General features: G+C 37.8%; 22 protein-coding genes. 7 read left to right on the plus strand and 15 right to left on the minus strand.

The annotated features are described in order from the left end of the window. Positions 1–75: 75 nt before the first annotated feature. The 8 genes from HMPREF9257_RS04735 to HMPREF9257_RS04770 form a co-directional block, all read right to left on the minus strand. The gene (locus HMPREF9257_RS04735) at positions 76–1,251 is read right to left on the minus strand and encodes a hydroxymethylglutaryl-CoA synthase (protein ID WP_006418562.1); all 1,176 of its coding nucleotides are present in this window, start codon (positions 1,249–1,251) and stop codon (positions 76–78) included. 17 nt (positions 1,252–1,268) lie between these two features. After that, complete coding sequence (locus HMPREF9257_RS04740) at positions 1,269–2,522, minus strand: hydroxymethylglutaryl-CoA reductase, degradative (RefSeq protein WP_006418518.1); 1,254 nt, start codon at positions 2,520–2,522, stop codon at positions 1,269–1,271. A gap of 8 nt (positions 2,523–2,530) precedes the next feature. Continuing rightward, entirely contained in the window at positions 2,531–3,169 is a 639-nt protein-coding gene (gene upp / locus HMPREF9257_RS04745) for a uracil phosphoribosyltransferase (RefSeq protein WP_006418229.1), read from the minus strand. A 55-nt stretch (positions 3,170–3,224) separates the two neighbouring features. Next, a complete protein-coding gene (locus tag HMPREF9257_RS04750) occupies positions 3,225–4,265 on the minus strand; it encodes an L-threonylcarbamoyladenylate synthase (protein ID WP_006418266.1) in 1,041 nt (346 codons plus the stop codon). Between the two features lie 12 nt (positions 4,266–4,277). Beyond that, complete coding sequence (prmC, locus tag HMPREF9257_RS04755) at positions 4,278–5,129, minus strand: peptide chain release factor N(5)-glutamine methyltransferase (protein WP_006418443.1); 852 nt, start codon at positions 5,127–5,129, stop codon at positions 4,278–4,280. Further along, positions 5,113–6,192: a peptide chain release factor 1 gene (prfA, locus tag HMPREF9257_RS04760; RefSeq protein ID WP_006418488.1), complete on the minus strand. Its 1,080-nt coding sequence runs from the start codon at positions 6,190–6,192 to the stop codon at positions 5,113–5,115. Before prfA ends, prmC begins: the two co-directional genes overlap by 17 nt. A 26-nt stretch (positions 6,193–6,218) precedes the next feature. Next, positions 6,219–6,800, minus strand: coding sequence for a thymidine kinase (locus HMPREF9257_RS04765; RefSeq protein ID WP_006418482.1), 582 nt, complete (start codon positions 6,798–6,800; stop codon positions 6,219–6,221). A gap of 178 nt (positions 6,801–6,978) precedes the next feature. Then, positions 6,979–7,959: an MBL fold metallo-hydrolase gene (locus HMPREF9257_RS04770; protein WP_006418553.1), complete on the minus strand. Its 981-nt coding sequence runs from the start codon at positions 7,957–7,959 to the stop codon at positions 6,979–6,981. Positions 7,960–8,132: 173 nt separating this feature from the next. Here HMPREF9257_RS04770 and HMPREF9257_RS04775 point away from each other — a divergent pair, with 173 nt between their 5' ends. Both HMPREF9257_RS04775 and HMPREF9257_RS04780 read left to right on the plus strand, forming a co-directional pair. Continuing rightward, a complete protein-coding gene (locus HMPREF9257_RS04775; protein WP_006418489.1) occupies positions 8,133–9,473 on the plus strand; it encodes a Mur ligase family protein in 1,341 nt (446 codons plus the stop codon). Positions 9,474–9,483: 10 nt separating this feature from the next. Then, the gene (locus tag HMPREF9257_RS04780; RefSeq protein ID WP_006418423.1) at positions 9,484–10,131 is read left to right on the plus strand and encodes a type 1 glutamine amidotransferase; all 648 of its coding nucleotides are present in this window, start codon (positions 9,484–9,486) and stop codon (positions 10,129–10,131) included. Positions 10,132–10,387: 256 nt separating this feature from the next. Here the strand turns inward: HMPREF9257_RS04780 and HMPREF9257_RS04785 are convergent, their stop codons facing one another. From HMPREF9257_RS04785 to HMPREF9257_RS04800, 4 genes are read right to left on the minus strand one after another with little or no spacing between them, the layout of a single operon-like run. Continuing rightward, complete coding sequence (locus tag HMPREF9257_RS04785) at positions 10,388–11,155, minus strand: M15 family metallopeptidase (RefSeq protein WP_006418326.1); 768 nt, start codon at positions 11,153–11,155, stop codon at positions 10,388–10,390. 8 nt (positions 11,156–11,163) lie between these two features. Next, on the minus strand, positions 11,164–11,841 hold the full coding sequence (locus tag HMPREF9257_RS04790) for a DUF554 domain-containing protein (RefSeq protein WP_006418153.1): 678 nt from the start codon (positions 11,839–11,841) through the stop codon (positions 11,164–11,166). A gap of 24 nt (positions 11,842–11,865) precedes the next feature. Then, on the minus strand, positions 11,866–13,350 hold the full coding sequence (locus HMPREF9257_RS04795; protein WP_006418605.1) for a hypothetical protein: 1,485 nt from the start codon (positions 13,348–13,350) through the stop codon (positions 11,866–11,868). Beyond that, positions 13,328–14,593, minus strand: a complete 1,266-nt coding sequence (locus HMPREF9257_RS04800; RefSeq protein WP_006418479.1) for an AI-2E family transporter — start codon at positions 14,591–14,593, stop codon at positions 13,328–13,330. The genes HMPREF9257_RS04795 and HMPREF9257_RS04800 overlap by 23 nt, the downstream gene beginning before the upstream one ends. Positions 14,594–14,770: 177 nt before the next feature. Here HMPREF9257_RS04800 and HMPREF9257_RS04805 point away from each other — a divergent pair, with 177 nt between their 5' ends. The 5 genes from HMPREF9257_RS04805 (at position 14,771) to HMPREF9257_RS04820 (ending at position 17,800) form a co-directional block, all read left to right on the plus strand. Next, the gene (locus HMPREF9257_RS04805) at positions 14,771–15,610 is read left to right on the plus strand and encodes an undecaprenyl-diphosphate phosphatase (protein ID WP_006418163.1); all 840 of its coding nucleotides are present in this window, start codon (positions 14,771–14,773) and stop codon (positions 15,608–15,610) included. Between the two features lie 152 nt (positions 15,611–15,762). Further along, positions 15,763–15,873 (plus strand): putative metal homeostasis protein, encoded by a 111-nt coding sequence (locus HMPREF9257_RS09235; protein WP_100069379.1) that lies wholly within the window; start codon positions 15,763–15,765, stop codon positions 15,871–15,873. 165 nt (positions 15,874–16,038) lie between these two features. Beyond that, complete coding sequence (locus HMPREF9257_RS04810) at positions 16,039–16,509, plus strand: S-ribosylhomocysteine lyase (RefSeq protein WP_006418583.1); 471 nt, start codon at positions 16,039–16,041, stop codon at positions 16,507–16,509. A 56-nt stretch (positions 16,510–16,565) separates the two neighbouring features. Continuing rightward, the gene (locus HMPREF9257_RS04815; RefSeq protein ID WP_006418345.1) at positions 16,566–16,997 is read left to right on the plus strand and encodes a pyridoxamine 5'-phosphate oxidase family protein; all 432 of its coding nucleotides are present in this window, start codon (positions 16,566–16,568) and stop codon (positions 16,995–16,997) included. A 227-nt stretch (positions 16,998–17,224) separates the two neighbouring features. Next, a complete protein-coding gene (locus tag HMPREF9257_RS04820) occupies positions 17,225–17,800 on the plus strand; it encodes a hypothetical protein (protein WP_006418521.1) in 576 nt (191 codons plus the stop codon). Positions 17,801–17,892: 92 nt separating this feature from the next. Here the strand turns inward: HMPREF9257_RS04820 and HMPREF9257_RS04825 are convergent, their stop codons facing one another. From HMPREF9257_RS04825 to HMPREF9257_RS04835, 3 genes are all read right to left on the minus strand, one after another. Next, positions 17,893–18,423: a GNAT family N-acetyltransferase gene (locus tag HMPREF9257_RS04825; RefSeq protein WP_006418567.1), complete on the minus strand. Its 531-nt coding sequence runs from the start codon at positions 18,421–18,423 to the stop codon at positions 17,893–17,895. Positions 18,424–18,438: 15 nt separating this feature from the next. Further along, a complete protein-coding gene (locus HMPREF9257_RS04830; protein WP_006418392.1) occupies positions 18,439–18,744 on the minus strand; it encodes a hypothetical protein in 306 nt (101 codons plus the stop codon). A gap of 85 nt (positions 18,745–18,829) precedes the next feature. Beyond that, positions 18,830–19,501, minus strand: a complete 672-nt coding sequence (locus HMPREF9257_RS04835; protein ID WP_006418522.1) for a B3/B4 domain-containing protein — start codon at positions 19,499–19,501, stop codon at positions 18,830–18,832. Between the last annotated feature and the right edge of the window lie 170 nt (positions 19,502–19,671).

Raw genomic sequence — 19,671 nt, forward strand, 5'->3', positions numbered from 1 at the left:
TCAAAATAAAAAGCCCCTAAGCTTGAAAATATTTTTCAAAGCTTAGAAAGGCTAATTAAACTATGAGATGATTTTTTATTGATAGCCATAAGTCCGTTGATGGTTATGGATATCCTTAATATAAAAACCATGGTAATTTGCTTCAGGTTTCCCTAAAAAGTCAGAACCATCTTGCGGTAGTCTAGTTTGATAAATTCTTTCATAGTCTGCAATTGATAAGGCTTTTCTATTTTCTAACATTTTGATAATTAAGTTAGAATCAACTTGCATATCAAAATTTGCTTGAATTTCAAGGATAAATAATTCTGCTACAGCCCCTGAACCATAAGAGAACATAGCAATCTTATCACCAGCATCTAACTTTTCATCATTGATTAAGAGCGAGAGTAAGCTCATATATAAGGATCCTGTATATATATTACCCACTTGCCGATTAATTAAGGTGGCAGTTTCAAGATGACTAGTCCACTCTTGGACTCGGTCTAGAGAAACCATACCTTGAGCTAGTTTTAAGGCCTTTTGGGCTATTTTTGTAAAAGGCATATGGAAAAGAAAGGCCTTACTTTGTTCAACAACACCAGGATAGCGCTGTTGAAATTCGGCTAAAAGGGCCTGATAAAACTCGAGGAAAATCCCAGTTGAATATTGACCTTTAACCAAGGCCTTATCCATATATATTGGCCGCCAAAAGTCATAATGACTCTTGGTCATTGCTAGATTTGTATCATCAATAGCTAAAATTGTCGGTTGGGCTTTTACTAAAAAAGCCAAGGCTCCTGCCCCTTGGGTCACTTCACCCGAACTATCAAGCCCGTACCTTGAGATATCACTTGAAATCACTAAGACTTTGGCTTCCGGATGCAATAAGACATAGTCTTTAGCCATTTGTAAGGCCGCTGTAGCTGAATAACAAGCTTGTTTCATTTCAAATGATCTGGCGAAAGGTTGAATCTCCAAAAGATCATGAATATACGAGGCGGCTGATTTAGATAAATCAAAAGATGACTCAGTTGCAAAGATAATTTGATCAATATCTTGTTTATCCTGGTCACTTAATATTTGCTCAGCTGCATTGGCTCCCATGGTTACAATATCTTCATAGATTTCAGGCACTGCCATTTTATCCTGTCCAATACCGACAGTAAATTTTTCTAAAGCAACATGACGAGCATCTGATAGGTCTTCCATTGCTAGATACTGTTGTGGCACATAGAAACCAATTTTGTCGATCCCAACTATAGTTTTTTTCACAGGTTTGAATCACTCCCTTATAGTTTACGAATCAGTTCTAATCCCTCGTGAGCCTTTTGCCGATTCATAAAGCTTTGTTTAATTAAATAATCTACTAATTCTGGCAATTCTTCTACGCTAGCTCCAACTTGTAGCGCTAATGACCGAGCTTGCATCCGCATATGCCCTTTTTGAATCCCCTCAGTTACAAGGGCCTTAAGAGCTGCTAAATTCTGGATTAATCCCACCGCTACCATTATTTCTGCTAATTGACTAGCCGATGGTTGGCCTAAAAGACTCAGTGCCCACTGAGCTTGTGGTTGAATCGATAAGGTCCCCCCTACCGTTGCTACAGGTAATGGTAAACTTAAGCGGCCTTTTAAATCACTTCCATCAAGCTGCCATTCAGACATGGCCCGATAGCTACCTTTACGGCTGGCATAAGCATGACTTGCTGCCTCAATGGCCCGCCAATCGTTCCCAGTTGCTAGGGCCAGACCGTCAATTCCATTCATGATGCCTTTATTATGGGTAGTGGCTCGATAGATATCTAAATTAGCATAGCTAGTTGCTACGACAATCTTTTCAGCCACTATCTGTCCCTTAAGAGAATCAGTCGCTAAACGTTCAACAGGAATGACGACTTCAGCGGTTGCTAAGGCTTGCTCAGAATAATTAGACAGAATTGACATTAAAGGGGCTTGTCCTAAAAGTTCTGTTAGTCTTGGCGCAAGATTCTCAAGCACCGTGTTAATTGCGTTTGCCCCCATGGCATCACAAGGATTGAAAGATAAATAGACCGTAAAGAAATTGTCACCCGCCTGATTAACTTGCTTGGACCAAATTTCAGTCGGTCCACCGCCGCGGCTTACCATCGATGGGCTCGCCTCTTTGGCTAAAGCTAACAATTCCTCCTGATGATCTTGAATGATTTTTCGGCCCTCCACTTGAATATCAAGATTAGCAAAAATTATTTGCCCCGTAATCAGTCTTTGGCCGTATGAAGTCGTAATTGAATCAACCAATTTTGCTGCATTGGATAAGGCTGCAATCACTGAGGGCTCCTCTATTGCTAAGGGAATCAAATAATCTTTATGATTAATGGTAAAGTTGGGGGCAATACCAAATGGCAATTCATAATTAAAAAGGTAATTTTCAATCATTTGATTACCGATACTCGCCTCCAGGTGATGAAGGGCATGTGCGTCTTGATTGGTTGTCTCTTTAAGCAAACGAAAACGGTCTGCTAAATCTAACCGATAAAAACCAGTATATAATGGGTTTTTAGCCATAAGTATGCTTATTTAGTCCCAAAGATACGGTCGCCAGCATCGCCTAAACCTGGCACAATGTAACCATGGTCATTCAAATGATCATCCAAAGCCGCAACATAAATATCTACATCTGGGAAGGCATCGCGCAAGGCGTTCACACCTTCTGGTGCAGCAACTAAGCCAACAAAAGTCATATTTTCTTGTTTTACATTGTATTTATTTTCTAACTGACTTAAGGCCGCAATCGCAGAAGCACCTGTAGCTAGCATTGGATCGACCACATAGACATGGCGTTCATCAATATCCACAGGAAATTTAGCAAAATATTCAACTGCTTCTAAAGTTTCCGGATCACGGTACATCCCAATGTGACCCACCCGGGCTGCGGGAATTAAAGACATGAAACCATCAACCATGCCCAAACCCGCTCTTAAAATTGGAACAATGGCTTGTTTTTTACCAGCAATCCGTTTTTGGACTGATTTAGTAATAGGGGTTTCAATTTCAACATCTTCTAAAGGTAAACTACGGGTTACTTCATAGGCTAATAATGTTGCGATTTCATTGAGCACTTCTTTAAACACTTTTGAAGAAGCATTTTTATCCCGAATAATTGTAAGTTTATGTTGAATTAAAGGATGATCGACTACTTGAAATTTTGCCATGGTATTTCCTCCTAAATTTATCTATAAAACCTGAGTAACATTAATTCCTGACTTATTATAACACATGTGTTGCGGCTTTCGATAATCGATTCATGTAGGCCTGATGGTCTGCTACTTTGGGATCTAAGCCCTGAACCATTAAAATTTTCGCTGAACTCTCTTCTAATGCCCTAAGTCCAGCAAATAAATGCCGGGTTGCTGACTCCCAGTCACCCTTTTTACCTAGACTGTAAGAAGCAACCACTTTCTGATGGTTTTGCAAGGAAGTGATATGGTCCTGGTAGGCCAAAATAGCAACTGCTTCTGGAAATTTATCAATTTCTTCTTGCCAATCTTCGAGAGTATGATCAAAAGCCATGAGATAAACTGGTTGTTTGGGTGAATAGTGTCGATACTTAACCCCCGGACTCATAATAGCCTGATTAGCCAACTGTTCTGCTGCTGTCCGTACATGGGCTGGAACACCAATTGCCTCTTCAATCATATCCACGGTGACATGACCAGGCCGTAAAATCTCGATATGGTCTGCTAGCGGAAGCACTACGGTTGACTCGACCCCAATTGCTGTTAGTTCAGCTTGATTAGCTACAACTCCTGCAATTTTCCCATTAAAATCATGGAGGACATGAGCTAAGCTAGTTGGCGATGGTTTTCCTGATAAATTTGCTGAAGGGCCAACAAGAGGAAAGCCAACCTTGTCAATTAAAGCCAAAGTTTGGTCTTGATCTGGCATCCGAAAGCCCGCAGTATTTTGTCCTGCAGTTGCTGCTGGGGCAAAGGTGCCTGTTTTAATTGGCAAGATGATAGTCAAAGGCCCTGGCCAGAATTTTTCCATCAAAGCTTGAGCAAGCGGCGAAACGCTTGCGGCGTAATGATGGACAGATTCAATTGAAGCTACATGGATAATTAAGGGATTATCATTGGGGCGTCCCTTGGTTTTAAAGACTGACTGAACGGCTGCTTCATTATTAGCAATTGCCCCTAGACCAAATACCGTTTCAGTGGGAAATGCTACAAGACCGCCTTCTTTTAAACATTGAGCCGCTTGATCAAGTTGATCAGGCATAAAAATGTGAGTTTTCATTTTATTTTCCAATTTATCACCTACTCATATCTTAATTTGTACAAAACGATCTTTATCATAGAAGTCTTTATGAATCGTAATCTCGGCCTGCGGAAAAGCTTCTTTGAAAATCGCAGCTACCTTCTGGCCTTGACGAAAACCGATTTCTAATAGAATAAGTCCTTGTTTATCAATAAAGGCAGGTAACTCTTGGGCCAGCTTTTGATAAATTGCTAGGCCCTCTTGGTCAGCAAATAAAGCCAAATGAGGTTCATAATTGATGACCGACGGATCCATTAAATCAAGCTCATCCAATGCAATATAAGGCGGATTGGATACAATTAATTGATATTTTTTCTTAGGTACCGTCTTACATACATCACTTAAGAAAAAGTCTACATGGATGGCCATTGTTTCTGCATTTACCCGCGCAATTTTTAAAGCTTCTTCAGAAATATCTGAAGCGACTACTTGAGCTTGAGGAAAAACTTTAGCTAATTCAATGGCTAAAATCCCGGTTCCAGTCCCGATATCTAGAATCTGTGTAGGGGCTGAATCTCCGAAGAATTTTATCGCTAAATCAATAAGCCCACCTGTTTCTTCCCGGGGTATCAGGGTCGCTAGACTCACTTGGTACCATGTTCCGCGAAAATTAGCCCGCCCCAGTAAATATTGAAGGGGCTGTCCTTGGCTTAACCCTTCCAAAACCCTACAAAAATCAGGCCAAGCAAAGGTCTGACAAGGCTCTTGTAAATGGTTGACTAAATCATTTAAAGTCCAATCTTTAAAATCTAACCAGGCACTTTGGACTAAGCCAGGATTTTGACCTTCTTGCTGCAAAAAAGCCGAAGCATTGGCTAAGGCTTCGGCTAAAGAGCCACTAAAGAGCGGGCCCATTTAATTCCTCCAACTTCTGACTTTGATCATAGAGCACTAAAGCATCAATGATTTCATCAAGGTTTCCTGATAAAACAGAATCTAATTGTTGTAGGGTTAAACCAATTCGATGGTCGGTCACCCGTGATTGTGGGAAATTATAGGTGCGAATCCGTTCAGACCGGTCTCCAGTCCCCACTTTTAATTTACGTTCAGAATCATATTCTGATTGAGCTTGGGAACGAACTTGGTCATAAACCCGGGCACGTAAAATCTTCATGGCTTTTTCCCGGTTCTTTATTTGAGACCGTTCATCTTGCATGGCTACCACCGTATTGGTTGGAATATGGGTTAAACGGACTGCAGAGGCAGTCTTATTAACGTGCTGTCCACCAGCACCGGAGGCATGATAAATATCTACCCGGATATCATTTTCATCTAATTCAAAGTCGATTTCTTCAGCTTCGGGCATAACTACTACGGTTGCAGTTGAGGTATGGACGCGCCCTTGTGATTCTGTTTGCGGAACCCGTTGGACCCGGTGGGCGCCATTTTCAAATTTTAATTTACTATATACTTTATTTCCTGTAATCATTAAGGTCACTTCTTTATATCCACCTATACCGGTTATATTAGCGTCTAAAACTTCCGTCTTCCAACCTTGCTTATCGGCATACTTGGTATACATATTTAATAAATCACCCGCGAATAATTGGGCTTCGTCGCCTCCAGCAGCACCACGAATTTCCATAATAATATTTTTGCCATCATTAGGATCTTCAGGCAACATCAATAATTTAATATCTTCTTGTAATTGTTCATTCTCAGCTTTGAGGCTGGCCAATTCTTCTTTAGCCATCGCTAAAATGTCGTCATCGGATTCTTCGGAAAGCATGGCTTCGGTATCTTCAATTTCAGCTTCAACTTCTTTATAACGTCGAATTTTTTCAACTTTCGGTCTCAAATCAGCTTCTTCAATCGTCAATTCTCTAAGTCGGTTACTATCGGCGATGACGATTGGGTCTGATAAGAGTTCATTCACTTCATCATACCGGATTAAGAGACTGTCTAACTGTTCGAACATTCATTCTCCTCCTATAAAATGGGGTCTCAATCTAAATTTTCTAATTGCGGATGGAAATAACATTTACGGCAAACTGGCAAATAGGATTCATTGCCTCCAATTTGAATTTGTTCACCAGCATAAACCGGCTTACCATTGGCGATTCTTAGATTCATTGAGGCTTTACGATGACAAAACCAGCAGATTGTTTTTAGTTCCTCAATTTTATCCGCGTAAAGGAGTAGATATTTAGAACCTTCGAAGAGTTCGTTGGTAAAATCATTTTTTAAGCCGAAGGCCATGACGGGAATATCTAATTCATCCACAATCCGCGCCAATTGTAAAATATGGGCCTTTTTTAGAAATTGTGCCTCATCCACAAGTATACAAAATAGCTTTTCAGGAGCAGCTTTAACAATCTCAAAAATATCAGTATCTTCAGAAATTGGACTTGCTTCCCGTTCAAATCCAGTACGACTGGCTACCAGACCGACACCAGAACGATTATCGAGAGCAGAGGTGAAAATTTTAACAGGTTTATGTTGTTCCTCGTAATTATGGGCCACCTTAATAATTTCGATTGACTTACCGGAATTCATTGCACCATATTTGAAGTATAGTTTCGCCATATCACCACTCCTTTTTGTCTACTTTCAACCATTAATAATAAGTTAATCCTTAGGTTTAGTCAAATGGAATAGTATTGGTGGTAATAATCTAATCAATCATTTTCCCCTGTCTTTTTACCCAATTACTTAGGGAACTTTTTTATTTTGTCTTAGTGAGAAAATGGCAAAACGCCCTTCTCTAGTTTATTTTTCTAAAATAAAAAACTTGTTGATTTTCTTTCATTTCTAGAATTGATAGACTTGCTAAATGTTCAAGATGGGCCATAGTTTCACCCGCTGCAAACCATTTTTGGGCAGGAGGAAATTCTTGCCAACCTTTGGCTTGTATCCGCCAAGAAATTTGAGTGGCCACATCTTTAACTGAGTAATCCCTACCGGGCTCCATAGCGGCTAGTACTTCATCTAAGCGTTCTTGGTGATGTAATTGTAATTGATCCAGTCTTTGCTTGGGCGCTTTAATGACTTGACGATGAGCCGCAAAAGCCAAGTCTAATTCAAGATCTTTTAACCTAGTTAGGGTATTAAGGTAAGAGCCCAAAATATCTGGGGTTTGGTCTGTCCAATAACATATATTGGGCGAAATAGGGTCAAGAATCGTATCCCCTGAAAAAATTAATTTCTTTTCTTTATCATAAAGCCCAATATGACCAAGGGTATGGCCAATCAAATCAATGACTTTAAAAGAAAAATCATCGACTTGATAAGTATCCCCGGGATTTAATGGGCGTAAGGGGAGCGCTTGTTTACAACGGTATAAAACATTAGGACTTTGGGCCCAGTCCATTTCATGTTCATCTAGTCCATAATGGCGACAGGTATCAATAAAATTCTGATAATCTGGTTCTAAGATATTTTTATTTATGATAATTCCATCAACATCACTTGCATAAATTGGACAGCCAAGGTTGGCAAAATAGTCAGCTAAACCAGTATGGTCAACATGAAGGTGGGTCAAAATGACCTCTAAATGGTTCATATCCACCTCAAGCTCATTTAATCCTGCTAACAATTGTTGCTGGCAGAGGTCATGGTGAAAAGCAGTATCAACTAGAACCGTCTTGTCATTCCCCTTAATCACATACGCATTAATCTGTTTTAAGGGACTTTCAGGTAAATCAACCGAAAATGTGTAAACTTTAGGATATACTTCTTTAATCATAGGATTCCTCCTTCAAAATTTGAAAACGCTTTATAATGCATATATTATATTATTTTTTCTTATGCTTCAATAAGTTTAACTAAAAGAGAATAATATTGATTTAATCCGAGAGGCTTTATTTTTTAGGAATAAATTGCTATGATATACATTGAATTTTAATAGGAGGAGAAGCTATGTCAATTAGAACAAGCATCGCTCAATCAGTTGGAAAATTTACTAAATGGGGCTTAACCACCTTCACTAATGGTGGGTCAAGTCTCCCGGGCAAACTAGCCCAAACCCTTGACCCCAATATTCTCAATCATTTAGCAGAAAATTATGATGTCGCTGTAATCACAGGTACCAATGGTAAAACCTTAACTACAGCTTTAACTGTTCAAGCGCTCGCTGAAAAGTATCCTAATATTTTAACCAACCCAACCGGTTCAAATATGCAACAAGGGATTATTTCAGCTTTCTTGGATGCTAAACCCTTGAAAAATGGGGAAAGAGGGATTGCTATCTTAGAAATAGATGAAGGCTCACTGAAACATGTGGTCAAGGCACTTCAGCCCAAAGTCTTCCTCCATACCAATGTTTTTCGCGATCAAATGGACCGATATGGCGAAATTTATACCATTTATAGCTTAATGACGGATGCAGCTAAAATGGTCCCGCAAGCCACTGTAATTGCTAACGGCGACTCACCTATTTTCAACTCTACTTCTTTAGAAAATCCACGTGAGTTCTACGGGTTTGATTATCAGGAAGACCATGAAGTCCAAGTTGCTCCAAATACCGATGCAATTCTTTGTCCTCATTGTGACCATGTGCTTCAGTATCATAGTCTTTCCTATGCCAATCTAGGAAAGTATTATTGCCCTAATTGTGATTTCAAGCGTCCCGCTTTAACCCACTCTGTTAATGCACTACATGAACTTACATTGAAGGACTCAAGTTTCCAAATCGATGGCCATGATTTTACAATTCCTGTGGCTGGTTTATATAATATTTATAATGCCCTATCTGCCTATTCTCTTGCTTCCTTCTTTGGCCTATCACCCGAACAAATTAAGGCAGGCTTTAGTAAGGCTAAACGAGTTTTTGGCCGCCAAGAAATTTTTGAAATCGAAGGTCACCAAATTCTCCTCAACTTAGTTAAAAATCCAGTCGGCTTAAACCAAGTTTTAGACTTAGTGAACCTTGATCAAAATCCTTATAGCTTGGTGGCAATTCTTAATAACGATTATGCGGATGGAACTGACGTATCTTGGATTTGGGATGGTCATTTTGAAAAACTACAAGATGCTCCGATTCAAGAAGTGATTACTTCAGGTATGAAAGCTAAAGAAATGACGCGACGCTTAGAAGTCGCCGGTCTTGATAAAAATGGCATCCAGGAAGTTTCAGATTACCAAGCTTTAGTCGAACAAATCAAACAATCACCCAGTAAAAATGTCCATATTCTCGCAACCTATACTGCAATACTCGGTTTACGAAAATATTTAATTGATCATCATTATCTCAAACAATAGGAGGAATGAAATGAAAGTTTTACGCATCTGCCACCTCTATGGCAATCTCATGAATACCTATGGAGATAATGGTAACTTATTAATGTTACAATATTACGGACAGCAAGCTGGCTTAACGGTTCAAACCACCCTAGTGAGTATTGGCGATGAATTCAATGCTGAGGATTTTGACCTAGTCTTTTTTGGCGGCGGTCAGGACTATGAACAAAAAATTGTCTCCCAAGACATCCAACGTTTACAGCCTGAAATTAAAAAATTTATTGAAAATGATGGCGTATTTCTCGCCATCTGCGGTGGTTTTCAACTACTCGGTCAGTACTATATTAATGCTGCTGGCGACCGACTTCAAGGTTTAGGCATCCTCCCCCACTACACCGAACGTCAAATTAATTCTCGCTTTATTGGGGATATCGAAATCTTTGATGAAGAAAACCAACAGACCTATCTTGGCTTTGAAAACCATAATGGGGTGACCTTCTTAGGTGATTGTCTTAAGCCTCTAGGAAAAGTCATTTCAGGCCACGGCAATAATAATCAAGATAAAACCGAAGGCGTCCACTATAAAAATACCTTTGGCTCTTATTTCCATGGTCCATTGCTTGTTCGGAATGAATGGTTGGCCCATCACTTAATTAGTCTTGCAACCCAACAAATATAATTTTATAGCTTGAAAAAAGGGTGTATCAAACGGAACTGTTTGATACACCCTCTTTTTATTATTTATATAAATTAGAACATTACTATTTAAGGGGAAGGTTTGATTAATAGTATCGCTCAAATTTTCTATTTCTTGCTCGCTAACATTTCAAGCTAAATTCATAGTTTTTTCTTTTTGAAAAGATAAGTACTAGTCATAGCGATCTATAGCCATCTCTAAAAAATAATCATCTTCTATTGTCAAAATTAACTCTTAACTAATCTTTATGCTTCAAAACAATTAAGGATAAATATTCCTCCAAGGTTAAGTTGTGCCGACTAATAAAAGAAGCATGTTTATTACCCACATAACGAAAATGCCATGGCTCATAGTTATAACCAGTAATTTCTTCTTTTCCCTCTGGATATCTTAAGATAAAGCCAAATTCAGGGGCGGTCTGAGCTAACCACTGCGCTGATGGCATTTGACCATAGGAAGCCATTAACTCACCGCCCTGACTTGTCCAATCAGATCCCAATAAATCAAGAGCTAAACCACTTAAATGCTCTGAAGCATCTGCTGGGGCATAAAACATATCTACATACATTTGTGCTGTATCAGGATCAAGACCTTCAGATAGATAAGAATGATATCTAGCTAAACGATTATTAGCCTGACTTTCCATCGAGCGATAAGCTGACACAATGGAAAAATAAAAACCATCATTAACCGCTGCCTGCATCCACTCGTTAAAGGATGGAGAAGCTAAGGCATTATACAACAAGCCTTGATCAGAATACACCCCTTCAAAATCAATTTCTGTGCTAACTGGATTTTCCTTATTAATTAAAATTAGTTCAGGTTCATCAAGATTAAGATCCTGAGGCAATAAATCTAATAACTTTGAGACTTCCTTTTTGCCTAAGCTATTCTCTAAGTCAAGCCTTGACATGAGCTGAAGGTCCGAATTTTGAGCCTCTACCCTTAAACTGATTGTCATTATAATAAATAAAAACAAAAAGATAGTAACTATAATTTTTTTCATTTATTCTCCTAGATAAAATGCATAATGATGATGGGAAGAATCATTGCCGGGGTAAAATTCATTATTTTTAAATCCGTCACTTCTAACATGTTTAAACCCAGACCAATCAAAAGCATCGATCCCACTGCTACAACCTCATTGATAACTAATGTGGGCAAGAAGGGCTCGAGAAAGGCTGCAAATAAAGTTATTCCGCCCTCCACTATTAAGACTGGAATACTTGCAAAAAGTACGCCAATGCCTAGAGATGAAGAGAGCAACAGCGCAGTGATCGCATCTATAATGGACTTAGCATATAATGTGGTATTATTCCCTGTTAAGCCACTTTCTAGCGACCCTACGATTACCATCGAACCAATACAGAAAAACATAATCGATGTGACAAACCCTTGTCCCATATCTGCAAATCGTGGCCACCGGCTCAAAAAATTTTGTAATGTATTGGTTAATTCCCTAATTCGACTATCAATATCTACCCATTCTCCGATTAAAGTGCCTATCATGACTGAGACAATCATGATTAAAGTCTCATGTCCTTTCAAGGCTCCTGAAATTCCAATTGAAATAATACACAGTCCGATAGCTTGGATTAAGCGCTGATTGATATTACTGGGAATTCCTTCTTTTAACATCAAGCCCATAACACTGGATAAAACAATTGCTACGGCATTAACAAATGCACCCAAAAAGACACCTTCTTTTATAATTTCTTAATTATGTTCACTTTCATCTTGATCCGGTGAATCTAAATTAACTTGACCACTACTTTGACTTGTCTCATCTAATAATTGATCTACGAGATCTAGATTATCATCCACAAATAATTTTAATTGCGGTTGGTAGCTAATCACATAAACAAAATTCTGTGCTTCTTGTTCTTCTAAACTAGATTCACTAGAAGTTTCCTCTTCACCAGAGTCTTCCGATTGTGCTACTGTCAGCCCAGTATCAGATTGGTCTGCGCGTGATTGATTAGGAATGATAATTTCAAATTGGTAGTCTTGTCCTTGCCATACCTCTTGATAACGTTTCTTATCAAGAGCAAAGGTTTGAATAATTCGTTTGCTTTGGCCAGGCTCCACACCCTGACCATACTCTTCATTGATAAGTACATAGTCAGCCTCAATTGGATCTTCACCTATAATTAAGCGACTTTGACCATCCACCGGATAAATTGTTTGTTCAGTTTGATTACTAATCTCATATTCGATCGAAACAATGACTTGCCCGAATTCAAAGTTCTTAAAGATTTCTTCATAGTGTTCAAAGGGAGCAAAGTCGGTTACTTCAACCCGTTTAGTTGTCAGAGTAACTCCTTCTTCTTCTTGTGAAGTTTCAAGATTTTGAGCAGCTAGTTCAGTTTTTTGCCCCCAAAACTCAGTCGTTAATCGGTCAGCAATAAACTGTGATTGAGACACGATCATGGTCTCGCTCTCTTCGCTAATAGGTAGAAATAAAGCTAGTTTATTTCCCAAATCAAGCTGAACACCCTTATCATCAATTGGCGTTGGTTCATTCATAGATAATTTTAAATGACCCTCACGACTAATTTGCTCTTCTAAATCCTTGGTTAAGGAAAATACTAAATAACCATCCACTGAGGCTTTTCCTTGTAACTTGCTTTGCGAATCATTAACAATTGTTTGAAGATTTCCCGATTGTGATGGATATAAACTTTGGTCAGCGTACACCATCTCAGTATCATCTATTGGTCCCATCGTTATATCTTCAATCGATAGATGCAGGTCTTGATCTGTTAAATTCTCAATTGTAGTATAAACTAAGACTAAACTATTAATGTCAGATCCTTCATCTGTCAACTTAGCCTCTTCTTTCATGGTTTGGCTCATTTTATCTACTGGTAAAATCGCCATTTGGTTGACCGTCATTTGAAAGTTTTCTTGATTAAGTTTAAAAGCTTGTTTACTTTGAAAACTAGAACTTTCAAGTTCAAGCCCCTCAAAGTTAGAAAAATCAGTCAAAACTTGACTAAATTCTGGGACTAATCGAGGATCAATTTCAGTTGCTTTAGATTCATTGGCATTTGCTTGAGATTCTTGGCTAATTTTATTATTAGCTTGTTCTTCAACTAAGTTGTCATATTTGTTTGAAACAGACTGACATGCTGTCAACCCTCCCAAACAAAATAATAAAACAAGTAGTTTAAAATTTTTATGTAGGATTATTTTCTTCATTTAATTCCTCTTTCTCATCAATAGGTAAGAAATTGTCTTCACTAACCTCTTCCTTCACATCATATCCTGCTAAGGAAACATAGTCTAACTGACCTATTGTCTCTTGACCATACATCTCAGAATGGTTCCGGTAAACTTGGTACAATTCGCTGACAAATACTTTCACCACCGCATAACCCGGCACCCCTAATATTACACCCGCAATTCCAAATAAACGACCTGCGCCCAAGAGGACAACTAGAATGGTAACTGGATGAATCTGTAAATTTGAGCCTAAAATTTGAGGCGATACAAAACGTCCCTCGATAAATTGCTCAATACTCATTACAATCAATACTTTTAATAACATCAAAGGACTAGTTAAAACAGCAATAATAATAACTGGAATAACTGCAATAAAAGAACCTAAATATGGAATCACATTACAAAAGCCTGCAAAGATTGCAAAGGAAATACCGTAGTCTAGACCAATAATACTATAACCAACTGCAAAAATGATTGCTACTATAATGGCAACAATAATTTGACCTCTAATATAACGTGAAATTTGAGAATGAGACTCATAAATAATCCGCGCAGCGGTCTCACGATAACGATTTGGAAGATAATATAAAACATGTTTGGGTAATTTATTACCTTCAAGCAACATATAATAAAGGACAATTGGCATGGTTAACAAGCCTAGCACAACTTGGGTAATATTACCAATCACAGTACCAAGTGAACCAAAGGTGGTGGAGATGATTGTCTCCATGCGACTAGACAGCGCAGAGAAGTCAAAGTCTTCAACAAAAGAACCAATACCAGATAAAAGCGGATCATTCGACCAATCAATTGGAATGGTATCTAATAACTTATCTAACTGCTTAGCATAATATGGCAAGTTTTCAGCTAAACCTTGAAATTGGGTCCGTAAAATTGGCACCAATGATAGAATTCCCCAAACAATAAGTAGAACTAAACTAATAAACAAAATCCAAATGGAAACATTGCGCTCAATTCCCTGACCAGTCATCCACCTAACTACAGGTGCTAGTAAATAGTACAAAATCGCAGCTGCAATCAAGGGTAAGCCAAAAATATCAAATAACCCCCCCAATGGCTTAAATACATAAGCTACTTGATTAAGCATAAATATGATTAATAAAATCAGTAAAGTTATTACTAAAGTAACCACAGTTTGATTATTTGTAATTTTTTTTCGCATGGTAGAAGCTGTTTTCTCTAATTTTTCTTTAGTCATTTCATAGCTCCTTTACAAAAATTTCATAGTTCTATTATATAATTTTTATAAAAAAAAACCTAGTAGATCATCATTTAAAATCCTAGTAAAATTGTTAAAATTGACTTAAAAGTCCTGAAATTTAGCTTTTTTACTAACATTAGTGTATAATGAGGCGAATTTATAAGGAGTGAGACTATGCTACAAGCAATTGACTTAATTGAATTACTTAAACTATTTATTATTTCGGTTGTCCAAGGGATCACCGAATGGTTACCAATTTCTTCTACCGGACATATGATTTTAATTGAAGACTTTATGCCCTTGAATCTCTCGGCTGAGTTTCGTGAGACTTTTCTTATCTTAGTTCAACTGGGTTCAATCATGGCAGTGGTGGTCCTTTATTTCCATAAACTAAATCCCTTATCTCCTAGTAAAAACTATCAAGAACGTAAGGAAACTTGGACCTTATGGTTTAAAGTAATCGTTGCCTCAATTCCTGTCTTAATTTTTGGCCTTTTCTTAAACGATTATATGGATACTTACTTTTATAATCCAACCGTAGTCGCGATTGCCTTAATTGTCTATGGCTTTGCATTTATTTGGATTGAAAAAAGTAATCATGCTAAACATAGTGCTAAAACAGAACACCTAGAAGATTTGTCTTATAATAAAGCCTTTAAAATTGGTCTTTTCCAATCCTTAGCAATTATTCCAGGAACTTCGCGCTCAGGTTCTACCATTATGGGGGGCTTGTTAACCAATAATTCTCGCTTTGTCGCTACCGAATTCTCTTTCTTTTTAGGTATCCCTGTCATGTTTGGTGCATCTTTTTTAAAATTACTTAAATTAGGATTCAGTCTCAGTCAAGTGGAAATATTCTATCTTATCTTCAGTATGGTCGTAGCTTTTATTGTATCAATTGTAGTGATTCGTTTCTTGCTTACTTATCTAAAACGAAATGATTTTACTGGGTTTGGTTACTACCGAATTGCATTAGGCGCCATTGTTATCTTATATAACCTATTGATTAAATAAACAATATTCTATTTAATTTTATCCAACAAGCCAAATTTTCTTTTTTTCAAAGACTAAGAGAAATTGGCTTTTTTATTTACCTAAAAAGTACTTGCATTTTTGTCAGATTTTATTATAATAAAACGTAATTGTTACTATTAAGGGGTGATCTGATGTCTAAAAAAGCAAACCTAGGTGCAGCTTACCGGCAACTGCAAAGTAAAAATATCAAGACTAAACGCCGGGCTAAAGCCATTATCCAAGCGGCAAAGCGAAATAAATAATCTTAACTAATTATTCTGGGTTAGGAATATGAAGCGAAAATCAGAGATTTTCATACTTCTGTTCTATTCCCAGTATTTTTTTGTAAAATAGCGACGAAACTTGACAGGTTTTCTTCCTATCCCTATCATTTAGATACAATGTTATAGAAAAAAGGAGCCTGTTTTATGGAAAAAATCCCTAGTTTTACTGTTGACCACCTTAATCTATTCCCTGGTCTCTATTTGTCGCGTCAAGATCAACTGGGTCCTGTCACCCTTAATTCATATGACTTGCGCTTTACCCGACCTAACTATGAGCCTGTGATGAATACTGCTGAAATTCACACCATTGAACATCTCTTAGCAACTTATCTACGCAATGACCCAACTTATAAAGACCAAGTTATTTATTTTGGGCCTATGGGCTGTCGAACTGGGTTCTATCTAATTTTGACCGATAAGGTCAGCCCAGAAGCTACCCTTAAATTATTGAAAGATGCCTTTGCTTGGGCATCCACCTATGAAGGTGATATCCCTGGGGCAGCCGCAAGGGATTGTGGTAATTATTTAGATCAAAATTTACCTATGGCTCGTTATTATAGTCAACGCTATCTACAAGTTTTAAATGAAATTACCGATTTATCTTTTGCCTATTAAGTCGTAATTAGTCAAGCTGTGTTATAATGAACATAGTAAATTAAGGAGGTAGGATAATGGAATTAAATGATATAATGCGAGTTTTAAAAGAAGACATGAAGGTTGCGGTCTTCTCAACTATAGATAAAGACGGCAAACCACATGCTCGTCATGCTAATATTGGTGTTGCCAATGAACAAGGGATCTTCTTTATGACCAGTCCTAAGACCAACTTTTATAAGCAACTCCAAGCCAATCAAAATATTGCCCTCACTGCCATGTCTGAAAAAGATTACCTCATCCAAGTAATTCGGATTGAAGGCAAGGTGCGAGAACTAGGTAAAGAAAAATTGAAAGAAGTCCTTAAAGATAATCCTTACGTTAAGCATGTATATCCCACTGCAGAAGAACAAGCCTCTGTCCATGTCTTCCAACTTTATGAAGGTGACGGGTTCTATCATTCCTTAACTCAAGGTCATAAATATCTATTTAAATTACGGAATAAATAAATTTTAAATTGTCTAACTAATAAGATTAGACTGAAAGCCGGCAAGTGGTTGAAAATCAAAGATTTTCAACCACTTGCCGGCTCTCTTTTATATTTCTAAATCATAGTTTAATTTTAACATTGAATAATTAACTAACTTCTAATTTTTATCAGTAATTTCTTTTATTTTTGTCATTTTTCCTTTATAATTTAGAAGTTGGAAAAATATATTTTATTAGGAGGATTTTTATGAAAAAAATTTTTGCATTACTTGCTATGGTTTTAGTCATGGTTTCTGGTTTATCTGTTTTTGCTGAAGAAAAGAAAGCGATGACCATTGATGACTATGTCGGATCATATGAAGTAAAAGATTCTGTTGTTAAGTATTTAGATGTTCGTGCAGATCAAGTAGTCCTATATGTTGACGACCTTGAAGGCGAAATTAAAGATGAAGATCCATACAAACACTTTGCTGAAATGGTTGTTACCCACTTCGCTGAGGCGGACCCTGAAGCAGAACCTGTTGAAGGTGAACCTGTCATCGCTTATACTGATAACACTAATAAAGATGTTGAGGCTGCTAAAGTAGTTATCTTTACTAAGTTTGATAACCTCATTACTTATGATAATAAATTGAAATTAAAATTAGACAGCGCTGCCATGCTAAATCTAGAAAAATCAGATGATGGTTTGCACGATAAATTATATAGTGTTGACTACAAAAAAATTGACGATTTAGCCGAATACAAGATGGATGATCAAGCTGCTGCCAGCGACGAATCTGCCACTGAAAGCGAAGCAAGCTCGGAAGAATCCGAAGAATAAGATTCGATAAATTTAAAAGAGGTTGGGAATTCCAGCCTCTTTTTTGTTTACTATTTTAAGAATTATCAGGCCTAGCCTCACTGTCTAGATACTTAATTCACTTGAATCCAGTACCGGTATACTTCTTCTCCAGAATTAGGGTCAAAACTTGATTCATCCCGAACCCCTCCACAGGCTTCAATAACCTTTTGACTGGCTTTATTTGAAGCGTGGCAGGTTACTAAGACTTTGGCCATACCTTGGTGATAACAAATTTTTAAGGCTTCTTTTAACATGGTTTGGGCAATCCCTTGATTGCGGTAATCGGGATGGACTGAATAGCCAATATGCCCACCAATTTCCTTCAAATAATTATTCAGTTCATGACGGAATTGGAGCATGCCAAGCACTTCCTGATGTCCTCTTTGCAAGCAGATGTATTGACTGGCAGGTACCCAACCTGCTTTGACAGTTTCCCGTTGGCTACTGGCTTGAACTTGATCATACCAAGCCTGAAAATCAGTAAAATCCTGTAAATCACTGGATCCATCCATAGACTCACCCGACGCTAAGAAAGCCTGGCGGTAAGCCATGACATTTTTTTGGTGACGAGGACGAACGTGTACTAAAACAAGATTTTCCATAATAATTCAGACTCCTTACATGGTTATAAAATAATTAATCGCTGCGGCTAAGGTCGCAATCAAAAAAATAACAATATAAGCGACATATTTTCTATCATGAAATTGGATAGTGTAATAAATTGATAAGCCGAAAATTAAGGTCCACATAATTATAAATAGGAAAATTGCAATTCCTGAAATAATTGATAGGACGGAAAACATAGGGTTAGGTGCTGTGATCTTCAGGACAAAAATTAATAATAAAGCGACCGCACCAACTACAAAGACTAAGAGTGACAATTTAATAATGCGGTCGAGTAAATTTGATAATTTTGCTTGCATGCCATACTCCTTCATGAAATTTTAATAACGATATTATCATACCACACCGAATTATTCGATGCATGTGGGACTAAAAAATCTCGCCTTATTTTATGACTAAAATTTCAAATTCCAAACTTGGCATGGTGGCCCGTAAATCTGCCTCAATGACTTTTAAAGCCTCTATACGGGCTTCCACATCGATTGCGGCATTACCTTGGACTATAAAAATCGCATTCTTGGTTTGGTCATCAAACTTATAGGCTTCCCCATCACGAACCCCCATCCAAGCCATAATCCCTTTGGTATCCTTGTAAACATAATCCGTCGCGGCAACATGTTTTTCTTTGGCCGAAATGGGAACAAAACTCCCTTCTTCCTGGTTTACAGTGATAGTCAAAGGCCAAGTAATCTTATCTAGGTCATGACCGCCAATGGCAATCATAGACCGCAAACTTTCCACATTATAAATATCAACGATACTATTAATTTTAGGAATCGAGCCCCGCCGTTGAATATTTTCAATAAAGGCAGGGATAGTCGGTGGATTCTTCTTCACACTCCGACCTACAGCTTGCATCATATCATAATAGCCTTTAATAAATGGATGGGCTTTGACCTGTTCGATGTCCGCATCGAGAGCCCAGGTTTCAGTTTGGGCTTGTTTCGTTAGAAAGTCGGCTTCTAAATTTGCATTAGGATTGACATTCCGGGCAATACCAACGACCACCGCTTCAACCCCTAAGGCCTTCATTGAATCATCTAATCTAATTTCCATAAAGTCTTCTTCCTTTCTTAAATCTCTTTAGCCCTATCTTAACATGAAAATAACTTTTTAAGAAAGGAGCAAGTTAGACCGACTTAAGCATCCTCCAAAACACTCAGGCCTTGATAAAAATTGGGTATTAAGTGGAGTAAATTCGCAATATCCTCATCGGAAAAATCTTA

It is taken from the genome of Eremococcus coleocola ACS-139-V-Col8, assembly GCF_000183205.1.
Lineage (GTDB): Bacteria > Bacillota > Bacilli > Lactobacillales > Aerococcaceae > Eremococcus > Eremococcus coleocola.

What these genes read in the sequence shown, in the direction of transcription:
- HMPREF9257_RS04805 (WP_006418163.1), top strand. Translation starts at nt 14,771, where the DNA reads ATGCTACAAGCAATTGACTTAATTGAATTACTTAAACTATTTATTATT.
- HMPREF9257_RS04815 (WP_006418345.1), top strand. Translation starts at nt 16,566, where the DNA reads ATGGAATTAAATGATATAATGCGAGTTTTAAAAGAAGACATGAAGGTT.
- HMPREF9257_RS04785 (WP_006418326.1), bottom strand. Translation starts at nt 11,155, where the DNA reads ATGAAAAAAATTATAGTTACTATCTTTTTGTTTTTATTTATTATAATG.
- HMPREF9257_RS04780 (WP_006418423.1), top strand. Translation starts at nt 9,484, where the DNA reads ATGAAAGTTTTACGCATCTGCCACCTCTATGGCAATCTCATGAATACC.
- HMPREF9257_RS04740 (WP_006418518.1), bottom strand. Translation starts at nt 2,522, where the DNA reads ATGGCTAAAAACCCATTATATACTGGTTTTTATCGGTTAGATTTAGCA.
- HMPREF9257_RS09235 (WP_100069379.1), top strand. Translation starts at nt 15,763, where the DNA reads ATGTCTAAAAAAGCAAACCTAGGTGCAGCTTACCGGCAACTGCAAAGT.
- HMPREF9257_RS04765 (WP_006418482.1), bottom strand. Translation starts at nt 6,800, where the DNA reads ATGGCGAAACTATACTTCAAATATGGTGCAATGAATTCCGGTAAGTCA.
- HMPREF9257_RS04810 (WP_006418583.1), top strand. Translation starts at nt 16,039, where the DNA reads ATGGAAAAAATCCCTAGTTTTACTGTTGACCACCTTAATCTATTCCCT.
- HMPREF9257_RS04830 (WP_006418392.1), bottom strand. Translation starts at nt 18,744, where the DNA reads ATGCAAGCAAAATTATCAAATTTACTCGACCGCATTATTAAATTGTCA.
- HMPREF9257_RS04770 (WP_006418553.1), bottom strand. Translation starts at nt 7,959, where the DNA reads ATGATTAAAGAAGTATATCCTAAAGTTTACACATTTTCGGTTGATTTA.
- HMPREF9257_RS04800 (WP_006418479.1), bottom strand. Translation starts at nt 14,593, where the DNA reads ATGACTAAAGAAAAATTAGAGAAAACAGCTTCTACCATGCGAAAAAAA.
- HMPREF9257_RS04825 (WP_006418567.1), bottom strand. Translation starts at nt 18,423, where the DNA reads ATGGAAAATCTTGTTTTAGTACACGTTCGTCCTCGTCACCAAAAAAAT.
- upp (WP_006418229.1), bottom strand. Translation starts at nt 3,169, where the DNA reads ATGGCAAAATTTCAAGTAGTCGATCATCCTTTAATTCAACATAAACTT.
- HMPREF9257_RS04775 (WP_006418489.1), top strand. Translation starts at nt 8,133, where the DNA reads ATGTCAATTAGAACAAGCATCGCTCAATCAGTTGGAAAATTTACTAAA.
- HMPREF9257_RS04820 (WP_006418521.1), top strand. Translation starts at nt 17,225, where the DNA reads ATGAAAAAAATTTTTGCATTACTTGCTATGGTTTTAGTCATGGTTTCT.
- prmC (WP_006418443.1), bottom strand. Translation starts at nt 5,129, where the DNA reads ATGGGCCCGCTCTTTAGTGGCTCTTTAGCCGAAGCCTTAGCCAATGCT.
- HMPREF9257_RS04835 (WP_006418522.1), bottom strand. Translation starts at nt 19,501, where the DNA reads ATGGAAATTAGATTAGATGATTCAATGAAGGCCTTAGGGGTTGAAGCG.
- HMPREF9257_RS04795 (WP_006418605.1), bottom strand. Translation starts at nt 13,350, where the DNA reads ATGAAGAAAATAATCCTACATAAAAATTTTAAACTACTTGTTTTATTA.
- prfA (WP_006418488.1), bottom strand. Translation starts at nt 6,192, where the DNA reads ATGTTCGAACAGTTAGACAGTCTCTTAATCCGGTATGATGAAGTGAAT.